Raw genomic sequence first — 22548 nt, 5'->3', positions numbered from 1 at the left:
GGGGCGCCAGTATAGCACTGTGATGGGGCCTTGCCTGTAGTTGCGGAAGTTCAACAAATTTTTCAGTCCGTTCCGGATGTGGCTGATCCCTGTTCTACACTAAGTTTCATAGGATGTTCTTCGGAGCAGGTGCAGTAATGGATTCGCGGCTGATTGCCCTGCTCACCGGGGGGCGGCCCGCTGTCCTTCAGGAGAGACGATGAGCCGTTCTAAGGCCCTTCCCTTTATCAGTCTGCGCTGGAAGTTTCTGCTGGTGCTGGCTGTCATTATGACCCTGCTGACTCTGTTGCTGGGGCAGTTGGCCCTGCGTCATTTCGGTCAGCAGCGGCAGCTGGTATTGGCGCAGCAGGCGGAGTTTCTCCAAAGGGATTATCACCAGACCCGGGAGATGCTGATTGGGCAGCTGGTGTCTGTGGGGCGCGAGCTGGAACAGAGGCTGGCTCAGCACTCGGATCCCCTCCCAGGACTCAGGGCACAGTGGCGTGAACTGCGTGGCCTGTGGCACCTGTCCGGTATGCACCTTCACAATATTCAGGGTGAGAATCTGCTGTCTCTGGGGGGCTATCCTCTGCCCGGGGACAAATGGCTGGATGCCCTGGAATCCAGAGATCAGCGGCTGAGTCGAGCCCGCTGTCGGCCCGGCTGCATCCTCGAGGTGGCCATGCCCGTTCCCATTCAGGGGAAGCTGCACATTCTGGTGCTCTCCACTCCCCTGGAGCGAATCCCCGAAATCCTGGCTGACCATCACGATATCGAATTGGCGATCCTGGGGCCGCCTCAGGAGAGCAGCCTCAATCCATGGGGTCGCCCCATTCTCAGCCTGACCCACAGGGAGAGTAACTATCCGGTGCTCAGCGGTGCCGCCTCCCTGGTGACGCTTGAGCAGCTGTCCGACAGCCCCCGCTTGGTGGAGCTGGGGGGGCGCCACTGGAGCCTGTCCCGATGGCCCATTGACGGCGGCCACCAGCTGCTGCTGTTCAGCGATGTCAGTGACCTGGAGCTGGGACTGCAATCCTACCTGAGGGATATGGCGGGCCTGATGCTGCTCTGTGTGCTGGCGGCGGCACTGCTTGGCGGCTGGCTGTTCTGGCGTCCACTGAAGCGGGTCCAGGCGCTGCAGAAACTGCTGCCTCTGTTGCCCAATCGTGATTACAAGAGGTTCAGGGAGCGGCTGGCCACCGGAGGTGCGGGCTTCAGCGATGAGGTGGACCGCCTGGAGCAGGCGGTGGGCGAGACCGCCACCCAGCTGGAGAAGCTGCATGAGGAGGTGGACAGGTACACCCATGAGCTGGAGCGGTTGGCGATGATGGATACCCTCACCGGTCTGCCAAACCGAACCATGATGCACCATGAGCTGAGCAAGTCACTCAGCAGCCTGGGCCGGACCGATGAGAAGATCGCCCTGCTGTTCCTGGATCTGGATGAGTTCAAGCGCATCAACGATACCCTGGGTCACGATGTGGGGGATGAGCTGCTGAAGACCGTGGCCAACCGCCTGAAGAAGAGTGTGCGTTCCATGGATACGGTCTGTCGCCTGGGCGGTGATGAATTCACGGTGATTATCCGTGGCCTGGGAGAGGGGGCCAACATCCACAGGATCATCCACCAGATCTTCGTTTCCCTGCAGCAGCCGGTGCAACTGGGGCGCCACACCCTGATCGTCACCACCAGCATCGGCGTGGTGTTCTGTGACAACCCCATGGAGCGGCCGGAGGAGCTGCTGAAGCGGGCGGACCTGGCCATGTATCAGGCCAAGCAGGCGGGGCGCTCCAACTACCGGGTGTTCGACGATCAGATGCTGGAGCTGGCCAGCCGCAAGCTGATGCTGGAGGCGGACCTGAGGCTGGCCCTGGAGGAGGGGCAGATTGCCATCAGTTTGCAGCCCATCCTCTCCATCCGTGAGCAGAGGGTGGTGGGGTTTGAGTCTCTGGTGCGCTGGTATCACCCCAGCCGCGGTCTGCTGATGCCGTCGGAGTTTATGAAGGATCTGGAGGGGAGCAGCGAGATTCTGGCCCTGAGCGACTGGGTGCTCAAGCGCAGCATGAACCTGTTGCTGAAGCTGACCAAGCTCTCCGGCAATAGGGACTTCTACATCGCGGTGAACCTCTCGCCCCATCAATACCTGCACGCCAGCCTGGGGCACCGCATCGAGACCCTGCTGCAGGAGCTGCAGGTGGCGCCAAACCGTCTGCTTCTGGAGCTCACCGAGGAGAGCCTGATCAAGAACCTGGAGCAGGCGATGACCACCATGGAACGGCTCAAGGGGATGGGGGTGCGCATCGGCATCGACGATTTTGGTACCGGCTACTCCTCACTGAGCTACCTGAAGCAGCTGCCCTTTGATGTGTTGAAGATCGATGGCAGTTTCGTGCGGGATCTGGACAGTTCGGATGTGGACCGCAATATCGTCAGCTCGGTGATCGATCTGGCCCACAACCTGCGCCGCTCGGTGATCGCCGAAGGGGTGGAGAGCCATGACCAGTTGCAGTACCTGCTCAAGGCGGGCTGTGATCATGCCCAGGGCTACCTGTTCTCGCCGGCCCTGGATGAGCAACAGGTGGTGGAGCTGATTCGCCAGTTGGGCAACACCCTGGAGTGGCAGCGCATCGAGTCCCTGCAGGCGGTGTTCCACCCCCTGAGCGGCAGTCGTAATTGAGTCTGACAGGCCAAAGTCGACCAAAAGAAAAGCCCCGGTTTACCGGGGCTTTTACATGTTATAGCCGCTTAGCGCTGGGCCAGGCGAGCCTCGATGGCATCGAACAGCTGGCCGGTGATGTCCACCTCGAACGCCGCTTCGATTTCGCGGATGCAGGTTGGGCTGGTGACGTTGATCTCGGTGACCTTGTCGCCAATCACATCCAGGCCGACGAAGATCAGGCCGCGACGCTTGAGCTCGGGGCCGATGGCCCGGGCGATGGCCCAGTCGCTGTCGGAGAGGGGGCGGGCTTCGCCACGGCCGCCGGCGGCCAGGTTACCCCGGGTCTCACCGCCCTGGGGAATGCGGGCCAGGCAGTAGGGCATAGGTTCGCCGTCGATGATCAGGATACGCTTATCGCCATCCTTAATCTGGGGCAGGTAGTTCTGCACCATGGTGTAGCTGCTGCCGTGGGCGGTGAGGGTCTCGATGATCACCCCCATGTTGTCCCCCTCCGGCTTGATGCGGAAGATGGACGCCCCCCCCATGCCATCCAGAGGCTTGATGATGATGTCCTGGTGTTTGGCGTGGAAGCGGCGGATGCGCTCGGCGCTGCGGGTCACCAGGGTGTCGGCGGTGAACTCGCTGAACCAGGCGGTAAACAGCTTCTCGTTGCAGTCCCGCAGGCTGGAGGGTTTGTTGACGATCAGGGTGCCCTGCTCTTCAGCCCGCTCCAGCATGTAGGTGGCGTAGATGTATTCGGTGTCGAACGGGGGATCCTTGCGCATCAGGATTACGTCCAGATCAGCCAGGGGCCGCTCTGCCGCTTCCCCAAGGGAGAAGTGGTTGCCCTGCTCATTGCGTACGGTCAGCGGGCGCATGCTGGCCAGGGCTTCCCCCTGATCCAGATACAGGTCCGCCATCTCCATGTAGTGCAGTTCGTAGCCCCGCTCCTGGGCCGCCATCAGCATGGCAAAGCTGCTGTCCTTCTTCAGGTTAATCTCCGCGATGGGGTCCATCACTATGCCGAGTTTGATCACGCTGTGCTCCTTTCTAGCCCAGGTCGCCGAAGCGGGTCTGCAGGGCGGTAATGGCGGTCAGGGCGGCGGTTTCCGTCCGCAGTACCCTGGGGCCGAGTAGAATGTCGGTAAACTGGTGCTGGCGGGCGGATTCAATCTCTTCCGCGCTCAGTCCCCCTTCGGGGCCGATCAGCAGCCTGGCTCGCTCCATGGGGGAGGGCAGGGTCTGGATGCTGTAATCCGCCCTGGGGTGCAGGTTGAGTTTGGTGGCCGAGGTTTCCTCTGCCAGCCACTCCTGCAGCTTCATCACCGGCCGTACCACCGGGATGGTGTTGCGGCCACACTGTTCGCAGGCGCTGATGACAATCTTCTGCCACTGAGCCAGCTTCTTGTCCAGGCGGTCCCCCTGGAGTTTTACGCCGCAGCGTTCTGACCACAACGGGGTGATGGTGTTCACCCCAAGCTCCACCGATTTCTGGATGGTGAACTCCATCTTCTCGCCGCGGGAGATCACCTGTCCCAGGTGCAGATTCAGCGGGGACTCACGGTCATCGGCCAGTTGCTCCAGCACCTTGATCTCCACCTGCTTCTTGCTGGCGGCGGTGATTTCGGCGGGGTAGGTGTGGCCATCGCCGTTAAACAGCTCCAGGGCCTGGCCGGACTGCATCCGCAGCACCCGACCGACGTGGTTGGCCCCGTCCTCATCCAGTGCCACCAGATTGCCTGGGACCAGGGGGCCGGGTTGATAGATTCTAGGGATTCTCATTGGCTTCCAATTGTTGGCATTGCTGAACCAGGTGGGGGTTAGGCCACCCCTGCTGCTGACTGACCAGGCGGTGGCGTTCGCACTCCAGGGCGGTGACCGGATAGAGCCTGTCCCAGCTTTGCATCAGCTTGAGTTGAGATCCCGATAGCTTAACCCGATATTGCTCCTGCATATAGAGGTAGGTGCGGGCGATGGCACCGCGGGCACGCTCCGGAGGCTGGGCTTTGCGTCCCTTGAAGTCCACCACCATCTGGCAATGACCGTACTGGAAGGGGGTCTGTCCCATGTCGGTAAAGCGGTAGTTGGCCCGGTCACCGTTGACCTCCCCCAAGGCGGGCACCAGATTGTGCATATCCGCCTCCATCGCCTTGAATCTTTTGTCTTTTCGACAATTTTTGCGACCGCCCTCTTGCCAGCACTGCAACTGGTGACCAAAGGCCCAGGCGGGCATCACGTGCTCCCATTCGATGCGGCCGGCGCGGGTTTTCTGTTTTCGAACCTGGTAGCCGCAGCTTTGCAGATCCGGTAACAGTTTTTTTCCCTCCTTGTGGTAATCGCAGCCGCAGTAGAAGGTGGTGGCACCGGGAAGGTGGTCGTAGACCGAGACCAGCTGCCGCTTGGCGGCGTTGAAACTGGTGGGGGCTGCCGCGACAGACGCGGTGGCCAAAAGCAAAAACAGTAATGATTTCATTTTATTGAGTCGTAGAACCTGTGCCGGCATAGGGTACTGCCGACCGGAGCTAACTCAAACTGATTTCATTGACTGGTGGGGGTGTCCGGGATCAGGGGCTGATTGCACAGGCGACACAGGTAGCGTGCCTGACCACGGCGCACCTTGTTGTGACGGCGTACCGTCAGGGCATGCTCCTGACAGCCGCAGCGATAGGGATAGGTGGCCGGGGCGACGGAGCTGATGTCGAAGCTGTGGCGGGCCCTGGGTGGGCAGTCAAACACCCGGCTCATCAGGGCCTGCCATTCGGGGCCATGGGGGCGGACCCTGCCGTGCAGTTGCCAGGCGAGCAGGTGGGCCACCTCGTGGGGCACCACCTCTGCCAGGAAAGCGTCCGGGTTCTCCGCCAGCAGCACCGGATTGAAGCGCAGACGGTTCTCCTGAAGGTGGGCGGCACCGGCGCTCTGTCCTCGCAGCTTCAGGCTGATCTGGGGCCTGGGGAAGGTCTGGCCCAGACGCTGTTCGGCGGTGAGGTAGCAGGCCTCTACCCTTTCTGCCAGGGCCTGTTGCAGCCCGGTCACACCTGCTCCTCCAGCTCGGTGCCACAGTGGTTGCAGAAGCGGGCGTCCTGGTCGTGGCCGGAGCGGTCGCAGTTTTCACAGCGGCGCAGGTCCCGGTGCAGGGTCATCTCCTGATGGATGGTGGCGGTGAAGATGCCGGTGGGCACCGCCAGCACCGAGTAGCCGAGGATCATGGTGACCGAGGCCACCAGTTGCCCCAGGGTGGTTTGGGGACTGATGTCTCCGTAGCCCACAGTGGTGATGGTGACAATCGCCCAGTAGATCCCCTTGGGGATGCTGGTGAAGCCGTGGACCGGCCCCTCCAGGATATACATCACCGAGCCCATGACGCAGGCCAGCAGCAGCACGAAGGTGAAGAACACGGTGATCTTGCGCAGGGAGCCCTTGATGGATCGCCACAGCAGGTTGGCCTCTGCCAGGTAGCGGATCGCCTTGACGATGCGAAATACCCGCATCACCCGCAGCAGCCTGAGCACCAGCAGGTACTGGGTGCCCGGCAACAACAGCTGCAGATAGGTGGGCAGGATCGCCAACAGGTCGATGACGCCGTAGAAGCTGCGGGCGTAGTGGCTGGGCTTGGGGGAGGCCCACAGCCGCACCAGGTATTCGGCGGAAAACAGCAGGGTGAAACCCCACTCGGCGTGCCAGAACAGCCGACCGTACTGGCTGTGAAGGGCATCGATGGAGTCGAGCATCACCACCAGCACGCTGAGGAGAATCATCCCCAGCAGGAAGAGGTCGAAGGCCTTGCCCGCTGCGGTGTCGGTGCCGAAGATGACGTCGAACACCCGCTCTTTGAGACTTGGGTTACTCATGGTGTTGCTGCTCTATCAGAGGCTGCCAATCGCCTGGGTCAGCATGGCGCGGATCTGGGCGACGATGGCCGCTTCGGTGTCCGCTTCGTACTGGGCGATTCTCGGGGTATGGATATGGCCGGTGGGCACTTTGGCCTCCAGCAGGTTGCCCAGGCGGATGCTGCGGTAGCTGATCTCATTGGAGAGGTAGCCGCCGCCGGAACCGGAGACCGACGTCTGCCCTGACAGCTCATCCAGGCCAGTGGCCTCAAATTCGCCTTTCTCCAGGGTGGCCACCTGATGATTATCGTTGATTTTCCAAGGACCTTTGGCCCGCTGCATGGCGGATACCGGCAGAGAGAACTCCACAAATTCCGGCCCTGCCAGGGGGGAGTCCATCAGCCTGGGGGCCAGGGGCGCCTCCTTGGTGGCTCCGGTGAAGATGTTGCGGTTGCCCGGCGCCTTGGCACTGCGGTTGAGGCCGGGGAAGCGCTCCAGATCGAAGTCGCTGCGGCCCATGGAGACGGTGACCACCATGTCCACCTTGTTGCCCTCGAGGTAGGGGGTAAGCAGAGATTCGATCAGCCCCTGGTCGAAGTCTTCGAAGCGCACCGGGATCATCGCCGCCTCCACCTGGGCGGAGCGGCCATTGAGGTGCAATACCTGGCCATCCAGGGCCAGGGCCGCCAGGCCTGAGGGGTTGGACTGGTTCAGGTGACGGTCGAGGAAGAAGGGGTCGAAACCGGTGACCAGGATCTTCAGGTCCGTGCCCTTGTTGAAGCGGATGTCGCTCATGCCGCGGGAGGCGCGCTCGAAGGCGTCGATGCTGACCTGCTGCTGCCAGTCTGCCGGTTGATAGCCCGCCGCCTGCTGCTTCATCTCCCGGCGCACCAGCAGGCGGTTCCAGTAGAGGGGACGGTCATCCAGATCGCCGGATTGCACCCGGGCCACGGCGTGGCGCCACAGCCGGCTGCCTGACAGGGTCATCGCCTGGGTGTGCTGCTGTTCATCGGCGGCGCTGCGGTGGTGGTCGATGGCGCCGTCGCTGATGGGGGCCAGGGGGGTAAGCAACTCGGGCAGGTCGGTTTCGACCTGGGCCACTCTCAGCTCCTCCGGGTCCAGCACAGCGGCATTCAGGGACAGACTGAACAGGGTCAGCAGGGCAAGGTGTCGCATCGGGATCTCCCTATCTCTGGTTATTGGCAGTCAGGGTATCACAGATGATCTTCGGTACCCGGATACAAAAAGAGGTGCCCTTGGGCACCTCTTCGGTCTTGGCGGAATCGCCTGGCTTACAGGCCGGCGTCGGCGCGCAGGGCCTCTGCCTTGTCGGTCTGCTCCCAGGGGAACTCGACGCGGCCGAAGTGACCGTAGGCGGCGGTAGGCGCGTAGATGGCACGCTCCAGCTTCAGCATTTCGATCAGGCCGTAGGGGCGCAGGTCGAAGTGGCGGCGTACCAGCTCGATCAGCTTCTCTTCTGGCAGCTTGCCGGTGCCGAAGGTTTCGATGCTGATGGAGGTCGGCTCGGCCACACCGATGGCGTAGGAAACCTGGATCTCGCAGCGCTCGGCCAGGCCGGCAGCCACGATGTTCTTGGCAACGTAGCGGGCAGCGTAGGCCGCGGAACGGTCAACCTTGGAGGGATCCTTACCGGAGAAAGCGCCACCACCGTGACGGGCCATGCCGCCGTAGGTGTCAACGATGATCTTACGACCGGTCAGGCCACAGTCACCCATTGGGCCACCGATAACGAAACGGCCGGTTGGGTTGATGAAGAACTTGGTGTCCTTGTTGATCCACTCGGTCGGCAGCACAGGCTTGATGATGGTTTCCATCACCGCTTCGCGCAGGTCTTCGGTGGAGACGCTGTCACAGTGCTGGGTGGACAGAACCACGGCGTCGATGCCGGATACCTTGCCGTTTTCGTAGGCGAAGGTCACCTGGGACTTGGCGTCGGGGCGCAGCCAGGGCAGGGTGCCGTTCTTGCGCACTTCAGCCTGACGCTTCACCAGACGGTGGGAGTAGGTGATGGGGGCAGGCATCAGCACATCGGTTTCGTTGCTGGCGTAGCCGAACATCAGGCCCTGGTCACCGGCGCCCTGCTCACGGGGATCGGTCTTGTCCACACCCTGGTTGATGTCGGGAGACTGTTTGCCGATGGCGGACAGTACCGCACAGGAGTTGGCGTCGAAGCCCATATCGGAGTGGATGTAGCCGATGTCACGCACGGTCTGACGGGTGATCTCTTCGATATCGACCCAGGCGGAGGTGGTGATCTCACCGCCTACCATCACCATACCGGTCTTTACATAGGTTTCGCAGGCTACGCGAGCCTTGGGGTCCTGGGCCAGGATGGCGTCCAGAACGGCGTCGGAAATCTGGTCGGCGATCTTATCGGGATGACCTTCAGATACGGACTCAGAGGTAAACAGATGACGTGCCATGGCAATCAACTCTCACATTAGAAACTGGGGAAAGATGCGGAATTTCAACCGATAAGCACACATCGCTCGGAATCGACTGGTTGGACGCATCTACATCTAGACGGCTATTTTATGTATTTGCCACCCAAAATCCAGTGATGTTGAGGGTATTTTTTTACCCAGGCCGTGAAATGAGCGTTACAGCAGGGTTCAGCCAGCAACGATATGGTGTCAGCAGGTTGATTTGTGGTGAGTCTCTCTGAAGTTCAAATTTTCTTCATCGTTTTTTCTGGCGCAAATTTAACAAAGGGGGTATAAAGCGCTCGGATGGGGCATTCTCCCCAAACAGATTTCAACAAACTGAGGTTTTATGGTTCTCGTGGCATAAGCCGCCCGATGTGACAGTTCACGTTGGAGCGGCAACCGGTAGGATTTAGCACAACTATGATGATATCCCCCCCTTTCGGACCCATCTGGTCCGGGTCGCGACCCTCGATCTCCGTTTTATCTACACTCTTTCTACATGAGTCTGCCCGCCAGTTGGGACAGACGCGAAATGGTTCGGAGACCGCGCAATGAGCGACAAACATTACAAAGAAACCCTCTATCCTGGTTATGGCCAGGAGTTTGGCATGGACAAGGTGCTGTTTCGCGCCCCCACCGAACATCAGGAACTGATCATCTTTGAGAATGAGCGCTTTGGCCGGGTGATGGCCCTGGATGGCATTATCCAGACCACCGAAGCCGATGAGTTCATCTACCACGAGATGCTGACCCATGTGCCGCTGCTGGCCCATGGCAGTGCCAAGAAGGTGCTGATCATCGGTGGCGGTGACGGCGGCATGCTGCGCGAGGTGATCAAGCACCAGAGCGTGGAGCGTGTGGTCCAGGTGGAGATCGATAACACCGTTATCGAGATGTGCAAGGAGCACCTGCCCAACCACAGTCAGGGTGCCTTCGACGACGCCCGGGTGGAGATTGTCATCAATGACGGTAAGGAGTTCGTGCTGAACTGCCAGGAGACCTTCGATGTGATCATCTCCGACTGCACCGATCCCATCGGTCCCGGCGAGGCCCTGTTCGAGTCTGACTTCTACAAGGGCTGCAAACAGTGCCTGACCGAAGGCGGCATCTTCGTGGCCCAAAATGGCGTGCCTTTCATGCAGCAGGGCGAAGCGGAGACCACCTACCAGCGTCTGGCGCCCTACTTTGGCGATCGCCATTTCTACGTGGCAGCGGTGCCCACCTACATCGGCGGTGTGATGAGCTTCGCCTGGGCCAGTGACAATGCCGAGGCGCGCCAAGTGAGCCTGGAGACCATCAGTGCCCGCTTTGCCGCCGCCGGCATCAGCACCAAGTACTACAATCCCGGCATCCACCTGGGCAGCTTCGCTCTGCCTCAATACCTGGTGGATCGCCTGGCCAAGGTGAGCTGACGGAGGAGAGGCCATTGAGCTGGAGTAGTCGCGACGCCCATCAACTCTACAACGTGCCCTACTGGGGCCGGGGTTACTACGGCGTAAACGGCGAGGGTCAGGTTGAGGTACGCCCCAACCCGGCCAACCCGCAAATCAGTCTGTCACTGTCCAAACTGACCGAGCAGTTGATCCAGGACAGGGGCGCCCAACTGCCTATGCTGGTGCGTTTTCCCCAGATCCTGCACTCCCAGGTGCAGGGGCTGTGCAGCGCCTTTACCACCGCCATCAGTGAGTATGGCTACCAGGGGCAGTACCTGGCGGTCTACCCCATCAAGGTGAATCAGCAGCGCACCGTGGTGCAGGAGCTGTTGGCCGGTGGCGGCCAGTCCCTGGGACTGGAAGCGGGCTCCAAGCCCGAGCTGCTGGCGGTATTGGCCATGGCCCAGGACAGCGCCCAGGTGATCGTCTGCAACGGTTACAAGGACCGGGAGTATGTGCGCCTGGCCCTGCGTGGTCAGCAGCTGGGTTATCAGGTGTTCCTGGTGATCGAGAAGATGTCTGAGATGCAGCTGGTGCTGGAGGAGGCCGAGGCCCTGGGGGTTTCCCCGCTGTTGGGGGTGCGCGCCCGCCTGGCGTCCCAGGGTAAGGGCAAGTGGCAGGCATCCGGCGGCGAGAAGTCCAAGTTCGGCCTGTCTGCCGCCCAGATCCTCAAGCTGGTGGAGACCCTGAGGGAGTCGGGCCGGCTGGAGTGTCTGCAACTGCTGCACTTCCATCTGGGCAGCCAGATCGCCAACATCCGCGACATTCAGAAGGGGCTGACCGAGTGTGGCCGCTTCTATATGGAGCTGCGTAAGCTGGGTGCCCCCATCACCACGGTGGATGTGGGTGGCGGCTTGGGCGTGGACTACGAGGGTACCCGCAGCCAGAGCAACTGTTCGGTGAACTACTCCCTGCAGGAGTACGCCAATAACGTGGTGTACGCCATCGGCGATGTCTGTCGCCAGTACCATCTGCCCCATCCCAGGCTGATCTCCGAGTCGGGCCGGGCGATGACCGCCCACCACGCGGTGCTGATTGGCGACGTGATCGGGGTGGAGGCCTACGAGCCGGAAACCCTGCCCCCTCCGGGCAACGGTGCGCCCCTGGTGCTGAAGAACATGTGGCAGACCCTGCAGGAGGTGCGCGAGCACACCGACGCCCGCGCCCTGGGAGAGACCTATCACGACACGGTGAACGACCTGGCCGATGTGCACGCCAAGTACAACTATGGCCTGCTGGATCTGTCCCAGCGCGCCTGGGCGGAGCAGGTGCATCTGCAGGTGTGTTACGAGGTGTCCAAGGAGCTGTCGCCGAAGAACCGCTCTCACCGGCCCATCATCGATGAGCTCAATGAGAAGCTGGCGGACAAGTTCTTTGTCAATTTCTCCCTGTTCCAGTCCCTGCCCGATGCCTGGGGCATCGATCAGGTGTTCCCGGTGTTGCCCCTGTCCGGACTGGAGAGCAAGCCGGACCGACGGGCGGTGATCCTGGACATCACCTGCGATTCCGATGGCACCATCGACCAGTACGTGGATGGCCAGGGGATCGAGACCACCCTGCCGATGCCTGCCTGGAGTGCTGAGCACCCCTATCATGTGGCGTTCTTCATGGTGGGCGCCTACCAGGAGATCCTGGGGGACATGCACAACCTGTTTGCCGACACCGATGTGGTGGACATCAAGCTGCAGGATGACGGTGAGATCGAGGTGGTGGAGTACCTGCCCGGTACCCGGGTCAACGAGGTGCTGGAGTACGTCAACCTGGATCCTGAGTGGATGCTGGAGCGTTACCGCTCCCGTCTGGAGTCCTGCAACCTGGCGGACGGCCAGCGGGACGAAGCCCTCATCGACCTGGAACAGGGGCTGGTGGGCTACACCTACCTGGAACCCTGATAGGGAAATACTCGCTTTTTCAGTAGTTACCTATCTATGAAACGGCCGAAAGGCCGTTTTTTTATGGGAATAGTTTGCTAAGGGGGTCACAAATGGCGAAAATATGCCACCTGATTTAGGGCGCGTTTATCTTTGGTGTTGAGAGTTTGGCCGAGGATGACGGCAACCAAGCAAGAAGTTCGATTGAAGGCATAGTGGTTCTACGTCAAAGTCGAACGACGCAGAGTGGTTGTTGTCAGGCCGGCCCCTAAGGGCGCAGCGATCAGCCAGGATGTGCCCAATATCGAGCGAATTCAAAACACCCAGATGCCACAGCGGCTGGGTGTTGGCGCAAAAATACTCAGCAGAGATATGTGCGCCCTTAGGAGCATACCCCTACATATACAAGTTGGAGCCAAGATGTCATCTCGTAAAGAGCTAGCTAATGCTATCCGTGCCCTGTCCATGGATGCAGTTCAGAAAGCCAACTCCGGCCACCCCGGTGCCCCCATGGGCATGGCGGACATTGCCGAAGTCCTGTGGCGCGATTTTCTGAAGCACAACCCAGGCAACCCTGAGTGGGCAGACCGCGACCGTTTCATCCTGTCCAACGGCCATGGCTCCATGCTGCTGTATTCGCTGCTGCACCTCAGCGGCTATGACCTCGGCATCGACGACCTGAAGAACTTCCGTCAGCTGCACTCCCGCACTCCTGGTCACCCGGAGTACGGCTATGCGCCCGGTGTCGAGACCACCACAGGTCCTCTGGGTCAGGGCATCACCAACGGCGTGGGCATGGCCTTGGCCGAGAAGGTGTTGGCGGCCCAGTTCAACCGTGAGGGTCATGAGATCGTTGACCACCACACCTATGTGTTCATGGGCGACGGCTGTCTGATGGAGGGTATCTCCCACGAAGCCTGCTCCCTGGCCGGTACCCTGAAGCTGGGCAAGCTGGTGGCGTTCTGGGATGACAACGGCATCTCCATCGACGGTCACGTTGAAGGCTGGTTCACCGACGACACTCCTGCCCGTTTCGAGTCCTACGGCTGGCACGTGATCCGTGACATCGACGGTCACAACCCGGAGCAGATCAAGGCCGCCATCGAAGCCGCCAAGGCGGAGAGCGACAAGCCTACCCTGATCTGCACCCGCACCATCATCGGCTTCGGCTCCCCCAACAAGTCCGGTTCCCACGACTGCCACGGCGCCCCCCTGGGTGATGCCGAGATCGCCGCAGCCCGTGAATTCCTGAACTGGCCCCACGCGCCTTTCGAGATCCCTGCGGATGTGAAGCAGGCGTGGGACGGCAATGAAGCCGGTGCCGCCAAGGAAGCCGATTGGAACGGTCGCTTTGACGCCTATGCCGCCGCCTACCCTGAGCTGGCTGCCGAGCTGAAGCGTCGTATGGCTGGCGACCTGCCTGCCGACTGGGAAGAGAAGGCTGCGGCCTACATCGCCGATCTGCAGGCGAACTCCACCAAGGTAGCGACCCGTAAAGCGTCTCAGAACTGCCTGAACGCCTTCGGTCCCATGCTGCCCGAGTTCCTGGGTGGCTCCGCCGACCTGGCACCGTCCAACCTGACCATCTGGGACGGCTCCAAGTCCGTGACCCCGGATGATGCGTCCGGTAACTACATCCACTATGGTGTACGTGAGTTCGGCATGAGCGCCATCATGAACGGTGCAACCCTGCACGGTGGCTTCAAGCCTTACGGCGCCACCTTCCTGATGTTCATGGAGTACGCCCGTAACGCTGTTCGTATGGCGGCGCTGATGAAGCAGCCCTCCATCTTCGTGTATACCCACGACTCCATCGGCCTGGGTGAAGATGGTCCGACTCACCAGCCTGTTGAGCAGATCGCCTCCCTGCGCATGACCCCCAACATGAGCACCTGGCGCCCCTGTGACTCCGTGGAGTCCGCGGTAGCCTGGAAGCACGCCGTTGAGCGTAACGACGGTCCTACCTCGCTGATCTTCTCCCGCCAGGGTCTGGCGCCCATGGCCCGTGATGCTCAGCAACTGGCTGACGTGGCCAAGGGTGGCTATGTGCTGAAAGACAGCGCCGGCACCCCAGAGCTGATTCTGATCGCCACCGGTTCCGAAGTGGAGCTGGCGATGGAAGCGGCCGCAGTGCTGGAAGCTCAGGGCAAGGCGGTGCGCGTGGTCTCCATGCCCTGTACCGATGCCTTCGACGCCCAGAGCGCTGAGTACAAGGAATCCGTACTGCCTGCTGCCATCAGCAAGCGTGTGGCCATCGAAGCCGGCATCGCCGACTACTGGTACAAGTACGTGGGTTTGAACGGCAAGGTGATCGGCATGACCACTTTCGGTGAGTCTGCCCCTGCCGGTGAGCTGTTCAAGATGTTCGGCTTCACCGTTGAGAACATTGTCGAGGCCGCCAACGCCCTGTAAGCCTAGCTCCTAGGGGCTGTTGATCTTTAGTGGTGAGAATTTAGCCGAGGATGACGGCGACCAATCAAGAAGTTCGATTGCTGGCATAGTGGTTCTACGTCAAATATCGAACGACGCAGAGTGGTTGTCGTCAGTCCGGCCCCGAAGGGCGCCAATTTAACTCGATACTGATCAGCGCCAAGTAATTGTCAAAGCGAGTTGATACCGAGTCAATCTAGGGTTGGCGCAAAAATATTCACTAAAGGTCAACAGCACCTAAATAATCCCCCGCCTCGTCGGGGGATTTTTTTTTGACCTTTTGCCAGAGGGTTGCACATTGACCTTAATAAATGCCTGGCATAATTCTCTGAAATTGCGCCAGCTTGTCTACACTTGTCAGTCCGATTGAATGCCTGCCAGGTGAGTTCCATGTGCTGGAGAGGATTAGGTTGGTTGCTGGGCTGTTGCCTGAGTGTCGGTGTGGTGGCCTCCCCGGCGGTGGTGTTCTCCGGTGATCGCAGTTATGGGGAGATTGCCCAGTGGCAGCCCGATGGCAGCTTCAGGGTGGTGGTGTGGTTTGCCAGCATCAATCCTGACCCAAACGCCCGCACCATGGTGCTCACCTCAGCAGACTCCAGTGAATTTCTCTCCTTCACCCACACCAGCGTCCAGGGGCGCTGGGGGGGGCGCTATCCGGGCATCTATGGCCAGTTCGCCTTCAACGATACCGGCTATGCGGAGTTTATCGTTGCCCCGGGAGTGCTCACCGCCTCCGACGGTGTGGTGACCCGCAGTGTGTCCGATGGCGCCATCGACCCCACTGCCGTGGGCTATGGCTGGATCTATCGTCGTGGCTACAAGGATTACTCCATCGGGGCCCTGCAGGGGCTGGCACTGATGGATCTGCAGACGCCGAGCAACTCCAGGGCCTATGGTGTGCTGTTCGGCGAGGGGGTGGTCAGCCTCGAAGGTGAGCCGGCGACGCTTTATGGCGTAGGCGATGGGGATTGGATCATCGCCTCAGTCACGCCCCAGAACCCGGATCCCGAGCTGTTCGATCCTGAAGCCTGGCAGGCCCTGTTTGGTGATGGCACAGTGCCGGCACCCGAGCCCGAGCCCGAGCCCGAGCCCGAGCCGGAACCTGAGCCGGAACCCGAACCCGAGCCCGCCCCCGGCATCCTGGCAACCCAGGCGGTTTACTTCGATGGTATCGCCTCCTTCGGTACCCTGACGCCCTGGCAGGCCACCGGCCCCTTCCAGGTGTTTGCCTGGCTGGAATCCCTGGCCGATGATCCCAGGGAGCGCACCATACTGCTCAGCGACTCGGGGAGCAGTGAGTTTCTCGCCTTTAACCACGATACCGTTCAGGGGCGCTGGGGCAGCCAGTACCCCGGGATCTACGGCAAGTTCCGCTTTCAGGACTCGGGCTACCTGTGGATGAGGGTGGCACCCGGCAGCCTGAGTGCCTCGGATGGGGATCAGACCCATGAGGTCAGCAGCAGCAACATAGATCCTACCGCGGTGTCCTATGATCGGCTGTTCCGCCGCGGCTACAGTGACTACTCCCAGGGAGCGTTGCAGCTGCTGGTGCTGATGGATGAGCAGACCCCGGCCAACTCCAGGGTGTACAGCTTCGAACCCGACAGTGGCATCTGGCTCTGGCAGTCCGGTGCCCAGGGCCAGCTCTCCGGGGTCGGAGAGGAGGACTGGCTTGCCGCCAGCCGGGTGCCCACCAACCCGGACCCCGAACAGTTCGATGATGCTCAGTGGATGACGGACTTTGGCGAGGGAAGCACAGTACCGCCTCCGGAGCCCGAGCCGGAACCTGAGCCTGAGCCTGAGCCCGAGCCCGAGCCGCCCATAGTGGTGGTGCCAGACACCGATCTGCTTACCGGGGCCAATGGTCGCGCCGTGCTGTTTGATGGCTTCGATGACTATGGCCTGCTGCAGGAGTGGTCCCCGGAGGGCTGGCACCGCATCCTGGCCTGGTTGGAGCCGGTGACCGGTGAGGCCCAGGTGGAGACTGTGCTGATCAGCGATGCCGACAGCGGCGATCACATTGGCTATGGCCCCGACCGGGTGTTTGGCCAGGTGGCGGGTCAGTCATTCTCAGTGACCGGCCTGGCCCCCTATCAGTATCGTTACCTGCTGGTGGAACTTCAGGAGGGGCTGATACGGGTGTCAGACTCCCAGGTGCAGCGCGAGGTGGCGATGAGTGCGCTGGACCCCAAACTGCTTCACTGGCAGCGCCTCTATCAACTGGATGACGCACATTATCCCGGGGCATTGCGGGCGCTGATGCTGTTTGACGGCCACAACAAGGACAACTCCCGCAGCTACGGCTTTGATGGGGAGCTGGGAATTTTGGAGCGGGGGGCTCTGTCCCAGAGTCTGACCCTGGTTGGCCCGGCTCAGTCCGGCTGGTTGGAAGCGGCTGTGCCTCAGCCTTTGCCCAAGTCTCATATCGGCTCCAAGGTGGCCTGGGACAGCTGGTTTGAAACCCAGTACCCGGTCACCCGCCCGCTGATGACAACCACCGAGGGCAACGACAATAACCGCCTGGCCTGGGAGGGGCATTACTGGCTGCGTGCCTATGTGGATATGGCGGCGGCCTTCGATGATGACAGTTACCTGGCGTATGCGGTGGAGCTGGCGGATCACATGCTGGCCTACACCGATGATCAGCGGGTCGCCCGCGGCGAGCTGAACCTGAGCACCGAGCCCTATGAGGTGGCCCCCAAGTACTACCTCAACACCCCGGGAGAACCTGTACCGGGCTGGCGACGGGCCTATCGTGGCTGGCGGGCCGAGGTGCTCAGTGATGGCATGATCCTCAGTGGCATCATGCGTCTGGTGGATCACATCAAGACCCACAATAAGCAGAGTTTTATGGCGGCGGCGGATCGCTACCTGGCTCGGGCTCTGACCATCATCCGTAGCCATGACAGCTCCTACAGCAACACCAAGAACAGCGCCATCCCCGGCAGCTACCACTATGTGAACTACAAGAACGACAGTTATGGGGACAATGGCCTGTTCACCAAGCCGTTACCCTACAACCACAGCCTCTCCATGGGGACGGCGATGTTGCTGGCCCACAGGTACGGAAGCGGCACCGGGGATCTGGCCATCAAGTCGGGGGAGTTGCTGATGTTCCTGCTGGACAGCTTCAGGCTGGAATCAGACCGTTACTGCCGCTGGAGCTACGCGTTTGACCCCAAGGGCGAGGAGAGAGAGGTGGTGGAGGACCTCAACCATGGTCACCTGGATGTGGGCTTTTTGCTGTTGGCCCATGAGATGGGGCTGGCGGATCTCAGCACAGAGTTCCAGTGCCTGGCTAACACTCTGACCGAGGTGATCTACCGCCCGCCCGGGCTGATGAGTTACGGGGTGGACGGCAGTGGTATCAGCGATCGTTTCGAGCAGGCGGCCCTCGGCTATGACTGGCTGGAGCTCCACCCCTGGGATCCCAGGATCAGCAGTCTGCTGGCCCATCAGCTGTTCCTGTACGCCAAGCCGGACTGGCATCGAGCCTTCGCCATCTGGGCCAGGGTACTGCGGCAGGAGCAGTCTGCGCAGTAATCGCCTTCCAGGTCACTGAGGCCGGGTGCCCAGCTTGAGGTTGTGCTCGTCGGCGAAGAACAGGGCCTGGCGGCGGCGTTTGCCGATCACCAGGGCGGCTTCGTCGGCAAACATGAAGCACTTCCAGTTGCGGCGGAACACCGCCCAGTGGGTTTCCACCACGTGGTCGCTGCCGTAGCAGACCCAGACCACGGTGTTGTCGTCCCAGGCCAGGAAAGGTTCCACCTCCTCGGGCAGAGCGGGATCCTCGCTGTCGAAGGCGGCTTCCCAGGGCAGGGTTTCCTGCCAGGTTTGCTGGTTACGGGCCCAGTCCCCCTTTCTTAGATCGGTGCAGTGGTTGGCGTTCTTGCTGATCTGTGCCTGCCAGAGTTCATCGGCCGCCCTGGGGGTCAGGGGGCGGATGTGAGACAGGTCCTGCTCGCTCACGTCCATATCCTGCCGCTTAAACACCCAGAGGTAGGGGTAGTGCTCAAAGTCGCTGTACTTCATTGAAAGGGTCCGGTTCCTTAGGTCCGCACACTCTACCAGATGGTCTACCCTTATTCAGCTGTCCCGAAATGTAGACGAGTCTTTAAATTCTGCTTTTTTGTAATTTAATTTCATAAAAGTTGGGTCTATGTCACAAAATCCGTTCGGTTATCGATGTAACTTTAGGCATCACTTGTAAGGGAGCAACGTAATCATGGCAACTAGCAAAGAAATTGGTGCGCTGAAAAAACTGGTTCGCGCAAGCAATTTTCTCTCAGTAGCTCAAATTTACCTGAAGCAAAACGTACTGCTGCAACGCGATCTGCAGCACGATGACATCAAGCCCCGTCTGCTGGGCCACTGGGGTACCTGCCCCGGCATCGCGTTCGTTTATGCCCACATCAACCGTCTTATCTGCAAGCACAACCGTCCGTTCCTCTACCTGGTAGGTCCAGGCCACGGTTTCCCCGCGGTACAGGCCAACCTGTTTATCGAAGGTTCTCTGTCTCACTTCTATCCCGAGACCATTCCGTACAAAGAAGCGGGCATGAAGCAGATCTGCGAGAAGTTCTCCGCAGCTTACGGTTATCCTTCTCACGCCAACCCTGAAGCCCCCGGCCAGATCCTGGAAGGTGGTGAGCTGGGTTACTCTCTGGCGGTAGGCTACGGCGCTGCCCTGGATAACCCTGACCTGATCAACGTGGTTCTGGTGGGTGACGGTGAGTCCGAGACCGGTCCTCTGGCCGCGTCCTGGTACGCCAACCGCCTGCTGGATCCTAAGAACTCCGGCGCGGTGCTGCCGATTCTGCACATCAACGGCTACAAGATCTCCGGTCCTACCCGTCTGGGTCGTATGGACGACGAAGAGATTCGCATGGAGTTCACCGGCCTGGGCTACGAAGTGCTGTTCGTTGACGATGAGAAAGAGGAGGACGTGTACGTTCAGATGGCTGATGCCATGGACCGCGCCTACGAAATCATCAACGACATCCAGACCCGCGCCCGCAACGGCGAAGATGTATGCAAGCCCAAGTGGCCTGTCATCGCCATGCGCACCGCCAAGGGCTGGACCGGCACCAAAGAAGCCGATGGTAAGAAGCTGGAGGGTAACTGCGATTCCCACCAGGTTATCATCAACAACTGCGCCAAGGACCCTGAGCATCTGCGGATGCTGAATGAGTGGATGGCCAGCTACGGCTTTGATGAGCTGTACAAGATCGAAGATGACGGCTCTATCAAGTTCGATGCCGACATTGAGACTCTGATCCCCCGTGAAGATCTGCGCATCGGTCGCCAGATCCTGTCCTACGGTGGTGAGGTGGTTCGTCCGCTGAACAAGCCTGACCTGAAGGGACTGTCCTACGGTTCCGAGACCCCACGCGGTCAGCGTGGCGTGTCCATGAACAAGATGGGTGAGTGGATGCGTGATGCATTCCGCCTCAACGCCGAGCAGAAGAACCTGCGTATCTTCTCTCCTGATGAGACCTACTCCAACCAGCTGCAGGCGGTATTCGAAGAGACCAGCCGTGCCTGGCAGTGGCCCATCAAAGAGTGGGACAACGACATGTCCCGCGACGGCCGCGTTATGGAGCTGCTGTCCGAGAACCTGCTGTTCGGTATGCTGCACGGTTACACCGTGACCGGCCGTCACGGCATGTTCCCAACCTACGAAGCGTTCGCCCAGGTGGTTTCCTCCATGTGCGACCAGTACTGTAAGTACGTTTACGCTTCTCAGGGCGTGCCTTTCCGCAAGCCTGTGCCTTCCTGCAACGTGGTACTGTCCTCCCTGCTGGAGCGCCAGGATCACAACGGCTACTCCCACCAGAACCCGTCTCTGCTGGGCGCCATGCTGGAGAAGCACCCCACCATCATCTCTGCCTACCTGCCCGCCGACGGCAACAGCACCCTGTGCTACACCGAGAAGGCGTTTGACGACCGCGACAAGCTGAACGTCATCGTGGCCGGTAAGAAGGAGCTGCCTCAGTGGCTGACCCTGGAAGAGGCCAAGAAGCAGTGTGCTGAAGGCATCATGACCTGGGACTTCGCCTCCGATGAGAACCCGGACGTGGTATTGGCTTCCTGTGGTGACTACGTGACCCAGGAGTGTATGGCTGCCCTGGTTCTGATCCGTGAGCTGCTGCCTACCCTGAAGATCCGCTTCGTGAACATCTCCGAGCTGACCTCCGACGGCATCGGTAGCCTGAAGTACGGCCAGAACCCCACTCTGCTGGATGAGTTCCTGACCAAGGACAAGGGCGTGGTGATCAACTACCACGGTTACCCCAACACCATCCACAAGCTGCTGTTCAACTACCCGGGCATCCAGCGTTGCCGCGTGAAGGGTTACGTTGAAGAGGGTTCCACCACTACCCCATTCGATATGGGTGTACGTAACGGTACCTCCCGTTACCACCTGGTAATCGACATGGCGTACAAGGCCTTCCAGCAGGGCGTGATCACCGATGCTCAGCACGTTGAGATCACCACCGACATGCTGCAGCGCCTGGTAGACCACAGGAACTACATCAAGGAGTTCGGTGTGGATCCCAAGGAGATCACCGATTGGGTTTGGTCTCGCTAAGACGCAGTGACTGACAATAAGAGGGCCTGATGGCCCTCTTTTTTTCAGGTGACTTTGTCTCAAATTCGGTGCCGAGTTACTGAGCGTGGATGCTTTGCCTGAGAATTGTTCAAATCTGCACCAGCCTGATGTAGCTGGCTTTCATTTGATGGTTTCAGGTTGTCTTTTAATTACTGATTTGGGAGCAAAGCCACCTGTCGGCACCATTGACCTTGGGGATAAGCCTTTGGGACGTGGCCTGTTCTGGGATAAAATGGCCGCCGCTGTAAAACCGATTAAGTGAATAGATGACAATACGGGTCGCCATCAACGGATTTGGCCGCATCGGCCGTTCTACTCTGCGAGCGCTCTATGAGAGCGGATTGCGGGAACAGATACAGGTCGTGGCCATCAATGAGCTGGCCTCACCAGAGGCGATCGCCCACCTGACCCAGTTCGATACCACCCACGGCCGCTTTGCCCAGTGCGTCAGCCTGGAGCAGGGGGCATTGAAAGTGGGGACAGACAACATCGAGCTGCTCCACTGCGCCGATCCGGCCCAACTGCCCTGGAAGCGGCTGGGTGTGGATATCGTATTGGAGTGTACCGGTAAGCTGAGCAGCCGTGACGACGCCGGCCTGCATCTGCAGGCGGGGGCGGGCAAGGTGTTGTTTTCCCATCCGGCGGCCCCGGATGTGGACGCCACCGTGGTGTTTGGCATTAACGAGGTGAAACTGAAACCGGAACACCGCATAGTGTCCAACGCCTCCTGCACCACCAACTGCTCGGTGCCGGTCATCACCCTGCTGGATGAAGCCTTTGGCATAGAGCGTGGAGCCCTGACGACCATCCACTCCGCCATGCATGACCAGCAGGTGATCGACGCCTATCACGACGATCTGCGTCGAACCCGAGCCGCCAGCCAGTCCATCATTCCGGTGGACACCAGACTGGCCCGGGGAATTGAGAGAATACTGCCCCATCTGGCAGACAAATTTGAGGCCATTGCGGTGCGGGTGCCGACCATCAACGTCACCGCCATGGACCTGTCGCTGACCCTGAGGCAGCGAGTCGACATTGACAGCGTAAACCGGATCCTGGCCAAGGCGGCTCAGGGCAGGCTGCGCGGCATCCTGGACTATACTGAAGCGCCACTGGTCTCCAGTGATTTTAACCACGATCCCCACTCCTGCATCGTGGATGGGACCCAGACGCGGGTGGCGGATGGCCACCTGGTGAAGCTGCTGATCTGGTGTGATAACGAGTGGGGCTTCGCCAATCGGATGCTGGATACCTGCCTGGCAATGTCGGCACAAGAACAGATTTGATTT

Annotated in this window: 15 protein-coding genes; 7 read left to right on the top strand and 8 right to left on the bottom strand. The window is 60.4% G+C overall.

Annotation, left to right across the window (positions count from 1 at the left end; genetic code table 11):
- The first annotated feature begins 199 nt into the window (after positions 1-199).
- The gene (locus ACN0RV_RS06280; protein WP_417346568.1) at positions 200-2656 is read left to right on the top strand and encodes a putative bifunctional diguanylate cyclase/phosphodiesterase; all 2457 of its coding nucleotides are present in this window, start codon (positions 200-202) and stop codon (positions 2654-2656) included.
- A gap of 68 nt (positions 2657-2724) precedes the next feature.
- On the opposite strand, the gene gshB is transcribed toward ACN0RV_RS06280, so the two are convergent.
- The 7 genes from gshB to metK all read right to left on the bottom strand — a co-directional run bounded on the left by gshB (position 2725) and on the right by metK (position 8909).
- Positions 2725-3675, bottom strand: a complete 951-nt coding sequence (gshB, locus tag ACN0RV_RS06275; protein WP_417346566.1) for a glutathione synthase — start codon at positions 3673-3675, stop codon at positions 2725-2727.
- Between the two features lie 13 nt (positions 3676-3688).
- A complete protein-coding gene (gene rsmE, locus ACN0RV_RS06270; RefSeq protein ID WP_417346565.1) occupies positions 3689-4420 on the bottom strand; it encodes a 16S rRNA (uracil(1498)-N(3))-methyltransferase in 732 nt (243 codons plus the stop codon).
- Entirely contained in the window at positions 4407-5141 is a 735-nt protein-coding gene (locus tag ACN0RV_RS06265) for an endonuclease (protein ID WP_417346563.1), read from the bottom strand. Before ACN0RV_RS06265 ends, rsmE begins: the two co-directional genes overlap by 14 nt.
- Before the next feature lie 35 nt (positions 5142-5176).
- On the bottom strand, positions 5177-5671 hold the full coding sequence (locus ACN0RV_RS06260; protein WP_417346561.1) for a SprT family zinc-dependent metalloprotease: 495 nt from the start codon (positions 5669-5671) through the stop codon (positions 5177-5179).
- Positions 5668-6486, bottom strand: coding sequence for an ion transporter (locus ACN0RV_RS06255; RefSeq protein WP_417346559.1), 819 nt, complete (start codon positions 6484-6486; stop codon positions 5668-5670). Before ACN0RV_RS06255 ends, ACN0RV_RS06260 begins: the two co-directional genes overlap by 4 nt.
- Positions 6487-6501: 15 nt before the next feature.
- The gene (locus ACN0RV_RS06250; protein ID WP_417346557.1) at positions 6502-7641 is read right to left on the bottom strand and encodes a hypothetical protein; all 1140 of its coding nucleotides are present in this window, start codon (positions 7639-7641) and stop codon (positions 6502-6504) included.
- 116 nt (positions 7642-7757) lie between these two features.
- Positions 7758-8909 carry a methionine adenosyltransferase gene (gene metK, locus ACN0RV_RS06245; RefSeq protein ID WP_417346556.1) on the bottom strand — a complete coding sequence of 384 codons (1152 nt, stop codon included), beginning with the start codon at positions 8907-8909 and terminating at the stop codon, positions 7758-7760.
- A gap of 554 nt (positions 8910-9463) precedes the next feature.
- Here metK and speE point away from each other — a divergent pair.
- The 4 genes from speE (at position 9464) to ACN0RV_RS06225 (ending at position 18189) form a co-directional block, all read left to right on the top strand.
- Positions 9464-10324, top strand: coding sequence for a polyamine aminopropyltransferase (speE, locus tag ACN0RV_RS06240; RefSeq protein WP_417346554.1), 861 nt, complete (start codon positions 9464-9466; stop codon positions 10322-10324).
- A gap of 14 nt (positions 10325-10338) precedes the next feature.
- Positions 10339-12237, top strand: coding sequence for a biosynthetic arginine decarboxylase (gene speA, locus ACN0RV_RS06235; protein WP_417346552.1), 1899 nt, complete (start codon positions 10339-10341; stop codon positions 12235-12237).
- 399 nt (positions 12238-12636) lie between these two features.
- Entirely contained in the window at positions 12637-14628 is a 1992-nt protein-coding gene (tkt, locus tag ACN0RV_RS06230) for a transketolase (RefSeq protein WP_417346550.1), read from the top strand.
- A gap of 408 nt (positions 14629-15036) precedes the next feature.
- Complete coding sequence (locus ACN0RV_RS06225; RefSeq protein ID WP_417346548.1) at positions 15037-18189, top strand: hypothetical protein; 3153 nt, start codon at positions 15037-15039, stop codon at positions 18187-18189.
- 12 nt (positions 18190-18201) lie between these two features.
- Here ACN0RV_RS06225 and ACN0RV_RS06220 read toward each other — a convergent pair whose 3' ends face one another.
- The gene (locus ACN0RV_RS06220) at positions 18202-18678 is read right to left on the bottom strand and encodes a DUF2947 family protein (RefSeq protein ID WP_417346546.1); all 477 of its coding nucleotides are present in this window, start codon (positions 18676-18678) and stop codon (positions 18202-18204) included.
- Between the two features lie 193 nt (positions 18679-18871).
- Between ACN0RV_RS06220 and ACN0RV_RS06215 the strand changes: the two genes are divergently transcribed.
- The gene (locus tag ACN0RV_RS06215) at positions 18872-21238 is read left to right on the top strand and encodes a phosphoketolase family protein (protein ID WP_417346544.1); all 2367 of its coding nucleotides are present in this window, start codon (positions 18872-18874) and stop codon (positions 21236-21238) included.
- Between the two features lie 287 nt (positions 21239-21525).
- Positions 21526-22545 (top strand): erythrose-4-phosphate dehydrogenase, encoded by a 1020-nt coding sequence (gene epd, locus ACN0RV_RS06210; protein WP_417346542.1) that lies wholly within the window; start codon positions 21526-21528, stop codon positions 22543-22545.
- Positions 22546-22548: the final 3 nt, after the last annotated feature.

It is taken from the genome of Ferrimonas sp., from assembly GCF_048263965.1.
GTDB lineage: Bacteria > Pseudomonadota > Gammaproteobacteria > Enterobacterales > Shewanellaceae > Ferrimonas.
Note: the sequence above shows the minus strand (reverse complement) of the source record. Positions and strands in the feature narration are given on the sequence as shown.